General features: G+C 34.8%; 9 protein-coding genes. All 9 read right to left on the bottom strand.

Annotation, left to right across the window (positions count from 1 at the left end):
• Positions 1 to 115: 115 nt before the first annotated feature.
• Complete coding sequence (locus C4S35_RS11620; protein ID WP_146059538.1) at positions 116 to 328, bottom strand: hypothetical protein; 213 nt, start codon at positions 326 to 328, stop codon at positions 116 to 118.
• 18 nt (positions 329 to 346) lie between these two features.
• The gene (locus tag C4S35_RS11615; RefSeq protein WP_104000324.1) at positions 347 to 688 is read right to left on the bottom strand and encodes a hypothetical protein; all 342 of its coding nucleotides are present in this window, start codon (positions 686 to 688) and stop codon (positions 347 to 349) included.
• Between the two features lie 162 nt (positions 689 to 850).
• Positions 851 to 1,600, bottom strand: a complete 750-nt coding sequence (locus C4S35_RS11605) for a hypothetical protein (RefSeq protein WP_104000322.1) — start codon at positions 1,598 to 1,600, stop codon at positions 851 to 853.
• 10 nt (positions 1,601 to 1,610) lie between these two features.
• On the bottom strand, positions 1,611 to 1,763 hold the full coding sequence (locus tag C4S35_RS15630) for a hypothetical protein (RefSeq protein WP_159916727.1): 153 nt from the start codon (positions 1,761 to 1,763) through the stop codon (positions 1,611 to 1,613).
• Positions 1,764 to 2,151: 388 nt separating this feature from the next.
• The gene (locus tag C4S35_RS11595) at positions 2,152 to 2,448 is read right to left on the bottom strand and encodes a hypothetical protein (RefSeq protein WP_104000320.1); all 297 of its coding nucleotides are present in this window, start codon (positions 2,446 to 2,448) and stop codon (positions 2,152 to 2,154) included.
• Positions 2,449 to 2,451: 3 nt separating this feature from the next.
• Positions 2,452 to 2,724, bottom strand: coding sequence for a hypothetical protein (locus C4S35_RS11590; RefSeq protein ID WP_104000319.1), 273 nt, complete (start codon positions 2,722 to 2,724; stop codon positions 2,452 to 2,454).
• Positions 2,725 to 2,750: 26 nt separating this feature from the next.
• The gene (locus C4S35_RS11585) at positions 2,751 to 3,038 is read right to left on the bottom strand and encodes a hypothetical protein (RefSeq protein WP_104000318.1); all 288 of its coding nucleotides are present in this window, start codon (positions 3,036 to 3,038) and stop codon (positions 2,751 to 2,753) included.
• Positions 3,039 to 3,118: 80 nt separating this feature from the next.
• A complete protein-coding gene (locus C4S35_RS11580) occupies positions 3,119 to 3,439 on the bottom strand; it encodes a hypothetical protein (RefSeq protein WP_104000317.1) in 321 nt (106 codons plus the stop codon).
• A gap of 54 nt (positions 3,440 to 3,493) precedes the next feature.
• The gene (gene dnaG / locus C4S35_RS11575) at positions 3,494 to 6,760 is read right to left on the bottom strand and encodes a DNA primase (protein WP_104000316.1); all 3,267 of its coding nucleotides are present in this window, start codon (positions 6,758 to 6,760) and stop codon (positions 3,494 to 3,496) included.
• Positions 6,761 to 6,772: the final 12 nt, after the last annotated feature.

The following is a 6,772-nucleotide window of genomic DNA, read 5'->3' as shown; positions in this document are numbered from 1 at the left end:
ACGACCGTGGATAAAATCCGAAGAGACTGCCAAAAGGCACTCTCTCTAACAATGGCTAAACGCCATTGAAACGGATTTTAGCCACGGTCGTTATATTTCAGCTTGGTTGAAACCGCTACTTATGATACTTTGATTTTGGTAATTCAAATAATTTTCCATTTCTATCGTATAAATTAGAAAAGTTTTCGTCTCTTGGTTGTATTTTAAAATGTATTGGTTCAGGTAAAAAAGCTCTCATTCTACGTTGTCTAATTTCTTCAATCCTTTCTATTCCCAATTCACGAAACCTCATTGAAATGGCATACATCCTTAATTGACTATATAGCATCTTTTTCCTATTTAAAAGTTAATAATGCTCAGCACCGGTTAATTCATCAAATTCTTTGGAAAGAAAATCCAAACACCCAAAATTGAATGCCGTTGTTTCAGTCAAAAGTTTCAACATGTTAGCAGTATCAGCTTGTTTCTCCAGTTGTTCCGTTGGGGTTTTATAATCCGCTGCTTTACTGTAAAATCGAACCTCATTATCCTGGTACATGTAGGCACAGGAATAGGTAGGATTCAGGTGTACAAAATATTCACCATGTCCAGGCGAATGCAAAGCAACTGCAGCTGCTAAGTTGTGTTTGCGTAAAACTTCTTTTATTTCTTCAGCTGCTATTTTTAATGTGGTTTCTGCTTGATTCATTTTTTTTGTGTTTTTTACTAATTAATTCAAATGCTTCCTTCCAGAACTTAGACTTAGGTTGCTTTTTAAAGGCGGAATCCGTTAAGTTATAAAGATGGTCCGCGTTCTTTGTATTATTGATCGTAGTCTCTAAATTTGACCCTTTAAATGGTGATTCTTCCATCAGATAAAATCTAAAGGTTTATCAATTTTTTCAAACTCATACACCCAAACAAAAGGGTTTTGCTCTAAGGATTCCTTTCCATTTATTGATTCCCAAAGTGAGAAAAAGGATCTTTCTTCTGGTGTATTTTTCCCATCACCTGAAGTAAAATAGTCACCTCCTAAATAATTAGTCCATCCCTGAATAGGAATATCAACACCGTCTTCAATTACAATTTTCATTTCAATTCCTTCTTTAATGGCTTCTTTGTAATCAATGCTTTGCAATCGCTCCACTCGAATTGATTTTATTTTAAGGAAAATGCGAGCGTATGCTGCAGGTAAAAAAATATTTGGTCTCGTTTTCCCTCTATGTAATGGCTTAGATATATAATCATCTTGTAAGTCAGCAGTATAAAAAACCTCTACATTCACACTTTTAAGCATTCTGGGTTTCCAATGGTCCCAATTTGAAAAGGTGTAAAACGTTTCTCTAACCCAAAGCACATCACCCATTTCATAAGGACATTTTATATCATGATTCTTGCTTCCATTCATAAATTGCACATACAGATTACCATTATTCCTAGTGTAAAATGCTGTTGATAAATTCTCAGGTTCGTCAAAAGAAGTTAGTAATTTAAAATTATCCGGATTCTCATTAATGGATTCCAGTCTCTTTGTTCTGCGGGTTTGGGTTTTTCTTCCTTCGATTATTGCCTGAACCATTGGTGTAGAAAACAGTATTGGGTGAAATTTAGTTTTGCTCATAATTCTTAAATTAAAATGGTTTTGGTTTGTTTTTTAGTGCTGCCTTATAACATTCGTCCCAAAAGTTCATGATCTCGACTTCATCCATTGCGATTGCTATCAGTTCCGTTTGTATTTCAATTCCTAAAGCGATCAGTTCTGGATTTATTTGTTCTTCTTCCATGTGATTACCATTTAGTATCTCGTGGGCAGTTTTTAGATTGTGCTTTTAACGCACTGTATATTTCTTTCAGAAACTTTTTAAGTGCTTTCATATTGGGAAAATTTCAATTAACAAGGCAGTTTTTTCTTCACGTAGTTGCATACAATGCAAGCAGGCTTTTTCGTTAAGTCCATAAATGGGATAGTTTTTCTTACTCATAAATTTTATTTTTTTAAATTTTCTAATTCCCGGGAGCGAAGCCTTGACTGTTTCCGAATGAAAAATAAATGCTGATTCGAAATACTTTTGTCTTCAAAAATAATAGCGAAGGCTTCCCGGATTTGTTTTATTTCTTTTGCTGAATAACAGCGACTGAAAATGATTTTAATTTCATTAAATGAATACATCTTTAGAAAGGTAAATCATCAGCTTCTTCATTTGTGATTGCTCTTGTAGTGTTAGTGTCTGGCCATATTTTGCCATTTCCTAAATACACTCTTTTTACTTCTTCACCTGCTTTTTTCTTTTCAATCTCTTCTTTATTAAAAGAAATCGCCACACTAAAATCATTGTCGTACTTATCAGGGGTTTCATTGTCCCATGTTTCAATAGCGAGGTACTTTTTACCATTTTCATGTGCTACAATCTTGCTTTTGTCAATGTCTGATACACAAATGCTCATTGTTCTTTTTTTTCCTTGTTTCATGATTTAATTATTTGAAGTTGCTTTGAATGATTGTGGTTTTGCTATGGTAGGGTCCTGAATTAATAAATAGGTTTTTACAGGATAAGGACTGCGGTCTTTATGGTTTATTAGATCATAACCAGTGATTGCAAATCCGTTTTTGTCTTGGTGCAATAACTTGGAGTTAAATCCATGTTTATTCGCGCATTCCTGTACATTTTTTATCCAGGAATCAAAGTTTTGATACTCTCCTATAATTATTCCTTTTACGGGTATTTCAATAATATTATTTTCCATTTGTTTATTCTTTTATAGGTTAAAAATTAAGCTTCGGTTTGTGGAACTTCAGTCACTGGAGGTAAGGCCGTGTCTTTTTCGTAGTCTCCAGCTTCAATGCGATAGTTTTTCTGGTGGATGGTTTTGCTGTAATGCATTGATGTTTTTTCTTTGTGATCAACTAAAATTATCAATGGTTTAAATGCTTCCTGAAGCAATTGCACTCTCGCATCAGCTAATTCTTTTTTTGAAGCTTTTAGCACTTCTACACCGTTTTCTAATACAATGAATCTTGGTTTTGTTACAGATTCTACTTTTTTAATGTTGTTGTTCATGTTCTGTTTTTATTAAAGGGATTAGTAATTTCATTTTCTGATTTGCCAATTCTTGAATAGCTTCACTTCCGGTGAAACCTTTATTTGCTGCACAAGCAAGGGCGAGGGCTTTTATGGCTCTTATGATATTTTTTTGTTTCATTGGTGATTATCGGTTTACGTTTTTCTATTATCTCTACATCGTCAAATATGCCAGCCAAAACCCAAATCTGTTCTGTTTGGTACAATTCCTTGAAAACTTCCAAATTTGTGTTTTCATGAAAGAAATACGGCTGATTACAAAAAGTTCCTTTGATGGACTGCTGAAAGTACATGCAGCCATACTTCTTTTGTCCCAGTTCGTCTGAAAAGTCCGTGGCTCTGGCCACTCTTAAATTTAAAATAACAGCTTTCGTTTTCATATTTGTAAAATTTATTTTTTAGCGGTCAAACATGTTATTCGTGGCGAGTTCATACTATTTTGCTTTTAACCAGTCAGGATCATCTTCAGCGCTTCCATTGTTATATACAGGATCTTCAGCATGCTCTTTCTTTTGCGTTCTGATCAGGTTCAAGATTCCTGTTTCGTGCATTATTGTGTAATTAAAAATATATCCTGATGTTGATGTATCATCAAATCGATATGATTTAATTGTACCTAAAAAGTATTTTTTGGACTTAAAATAATTTCTCAATGTATTTTCTGTAATAACATCTACACCTTCACGGGTTGAAACTTCTTTATGGTACAATTGATGAACTGGGTTCAATTTTATAATTATAACCTGATCTCTTTTTTCATTTTTCCACTCTTTGTCCGGCTCGCCTTTTTTAGTTTGCAGTTTCAATGTCAATGGAGTGTCAATTACATAATGAATTCCTTCTTTTATCAATGGGAACGGTGATCTGTCACGTAAATACTCCATGGTTCTCCAGAATTCAGCTAGTCCTTCACTTTCTACAATTAAATCAGAACTATCAACGATTGCCTCTTTAAACTGATCCTGCATTTCTTTATAGGTAAAAGGAAATTGAAATTTGTCAAACAAAATTTTTATTGGAGTCAGCAACACCGTGTAATTCTGAAGCATTCGTTCTTGGTAATCGGTATCTTTTAATTGTTTTTTAAAATCCTTGATAATTTCACCGTAAACACGCCTGTAATTTTCTTCAATTTCTGGGCGGTATTTCACGATATCCAGTATAAAACTGGTCAAACCTTGTTCTTCCCAGGACTGGATTAAATTAAAGTCGGCCACTTCTTCATTAGTGAAATTTTCAATTGGCTTAATTACGTGTTCAATCACACTTCTGGAAGTAATGGAGTTGTCATCCCAACTGGATAAATACTGGCTAAGGATTACCAAAAAGCAGTTTACTTTTGTCATTTTGGTTTTGTTATCGCCTGTATTTTGCCCTATTTCACGCCCGCGGTTGTCATAGGATCCTTTGATAGATTGTTTCATTTTCAAATCAATCAAATCATTGAATTCCTCCAGAATGGTCATGGTATTAGTGGTCCGCCCTAATCTTCTTGAAAATGCGGATATCGTTCCAGCATTCAAATCAAAAGCGGGTTGTTTATAGGAGAAAACAGCAGCGATACTTTCGGCAAATTTGGATTTTCCAGAGCCTTTTTCACCAGTTAAAAACAGTATTGGCGATATCTGATAGGTTTTTACAAATAAGTCCCTGAAAATCGAAAAGAAGATACACGCAATGCCTGTTGTGGCTTTTTTTCCGTACACCTTTTTCAATTGGTTCATCCATGTATGAAAAGCAATAGGTGCAGGTTTAAAAACTAAATACCTGTCATTCTCATAGGGATCATCACCATCACGGGAATGCTTGTACATTACTGATGCAGCTGGAGAATAAAAGTGTTTTACATCCTCGATATAATCACTTTCCATTTTTACGCCCGAATCCAGTTGGATGATTCCGTAATCGTTTGGTTCTTTTGAAACACCGAGATAAGAAACTAAATTAGAATAAGCAAAAAACCCTTCGTGTTGCCATCCCAAAGTTTTTAATTCAAAAGCCGTTATAAAATTGCCAAGTACATCATTCTTTAATAACTTAAATTGAGGCACAGTTACCTCTGAAGAAAAAGTAAAATTACCTTCATCGGTTAATTTATTTTCAAACCTTGACATTTGGTTAAAATCACAAGAATCAAAATCAATTAGTCTTTTAATGCCGCGGTCATTTATAACTTCACACAAACGCTTATTATCTGATTTTCCATAAACGTGAAAAAGAGGTGTGATTCTAAAATTAGAACCTTTTATGAAACTGTTTTTTCCTCTAAAAAACACATTGTTTTCGTGCGTAACATAGCCTTTTTCAAGAAATTGCTTGTAATCAGAACCTTTTGGCAAACCCAAATATTCTGATGATTCTGTCTGAACTTTTTCTGATTGTGCCGCTTTGATTTCAGCTATTTTAAAAAAGCTTTCAATTTTTTCTTTGATTACTTTTTCAGGTTGCTTGATTATTTTAGCACAATTTTTTTGATACGCATTTCGCTTGATATCATCTTTTATTTGGGATAACATCAATGAAATTTCAGTAACGGCATTTGATAACTCATTTGGATCATTGGCCGCCTTGTTTTTCAGTTTTATGGTTTTCCAGTTCACTGCATCTTCAGCGTTACCAAAAAGCATTTTTTCTACATGTTCCGTTTTTTTGGCATAACTATCCGGATCTTCTTTTTCCGGCAAAATCACAATAGAAACTTTCAATCCTTCAGCCAAAAGAATATTGATATCTCTAAGTGCTGCCAAAGTTCCTTTTTGCTCATTTCCTTTTTCATCAAGCCCATCATTGTCACGCAAAATGATAACATGATCCGCAATACGGTGAACTAACTTTGCCTGTTCCGGAGTCAATGCAGTTCCACCACTGGCAACTGCTAATTCACAACCGTGTTGAGAAAGCCCGGTAACATCTGTATACCCTTCCACCAAAAAAGCGGTTTTTGCTTTAGCTATAAATTCTTTATTTTCAAATAAACCATAAAGTACCTGGCTTTTATTGTAAATATCCGTTTGACCCGTGTTGATGTATTTAGGACCATCAGCCTCATTAGATCTACGACCGCCAAAACCCAACACATTCCCGCGAACATCCCGAATAGGAAAAAGCAGTTTGTCTCTGAAGAAATCAAAACTATTTCCCTCTTTAGTAAGTGACAAACCCACAGAAATAGCCTGTTCCAGCTTTCCTTTTTCAATAAGTGGATTGGTAATCAATTTATATTCTTTGGGTGCAAACCCAATTCTAAATTTTTCGACAGTGGCATCGTTGATATCGCGATCAACCAGCATTTTTGCAACCCAGTGATCAGCAGCTGCATTTTTTAGCTGAATTTCATATTTTAAACAAGCAACTGCGTTTATATCAAACAATTCCTGTTTGTAGCTTCGTTTGCGTTCCGCTTCTTCAGACAGTTGTTCCTCTTCCAGAACAATCCCGCAGATGTCGCCAATTAACTTTACGGCTTCACCAAAAGAAACGCCTTTATACGTTTGAACAAAACTTATCCCGTCACCGCCTTTGCCTGTAGAAAAGCATTTGTACATGTTAAGACTTGGAGTGACAAAAAAGGAATCTTTACTGTGATTAAATGGTGACTCGGATGTCCATTTAGAACCCGATCTTTTAAGTTCGCAATAATGACCAATGATTTTAACTATATCAGCATTTCTAACTTCGTCAATTGATTTTTCGGTATACATTTATTTTTTTAT

It is taken from the genome of Flavobacterium urumqiense, assembly GCF_900108015.1.
Lineage (GTDB): Bacteria > Bacteroidota > Bacteroidia > Flavobacteriales > Flavobacteriaceae > Flavobacterium > Flavobacterium urumqiense.
The sequence above is the reverse complement of the archived record's forward strand: the minus strand, read 5'-3'. Positions and strand labels throughout refer to the sequence as shown.

What these genes read in the sequence shown, in the direction of transcription:
- C4S35_RS11595 (WP_104000320.1), bottom strand. Translation starts at nt 2,448, where the DNA reads ATGAAACAAGGAAAAAAAAGAACAATGAGCATTTGTGTATCAGACATT.
- C4S35_RS11615 (WP_104000324.1), bottom strand. Translation starts at nt 688, where the DNA reads ATGAATCAAGCAGAAACCACATTAAAAATAGCAGCTGAAGAAATAAAA.
- C4S35_RS15630 (WP_159916727.1), bottom strand. Translation starts at nt 1,763, where the DNA reads ATGGAAGAAGAACAAATAAATCCAGAACTGATCGCTTTAGGAATTGAA.
- C4S35_RS11605 (WP_104000322.1), bottom strand. Translation starts at nt 1,600, where the DNA reads ATGAGCAAAACTAAATTTCACCCAATACTGTTTTCTACACCAATGGTT.
- dnaG (WP_104000316.1), bottom strand. Translation starts at nt 6,760, where the DNA reads ATGTATACCGAAAAATCAATTGACGAAGTTAGAAATGCTGATATAGTT.
- C4S35_RS11585 (WP_104000318.1), bottom strand. Translation starts at nt 3,038, where the DNA reads ATGAACAACAACATTAAAAAAGTAGAATCTGTAACAAAACCAAGATTC.
- C4S35_RS11580 (WP_104000317.1), bottom strand. Translation starts at nt 3,439, where the DNA reads ATGAAAACGAAAGCTGTTATTTTAAATTTAAGAGTGGCCAGAGCCACG.
- C4S35_RS11590 (WP_104000319.1), bottom strand. Translation starts at nt 2,724, where the DNA reads ATGGAAAATAATATTATTGAAATACCCGTAAAAGGAATAATTATAGGA.
- C4S35_RS11620 (WP_146059538.1), bottom strand. Translation starts at nt 328, where the DNA reads ATGCTATATAGTCAATTAAGGATGTATGCCATTTCAATGAGGTTTCGT.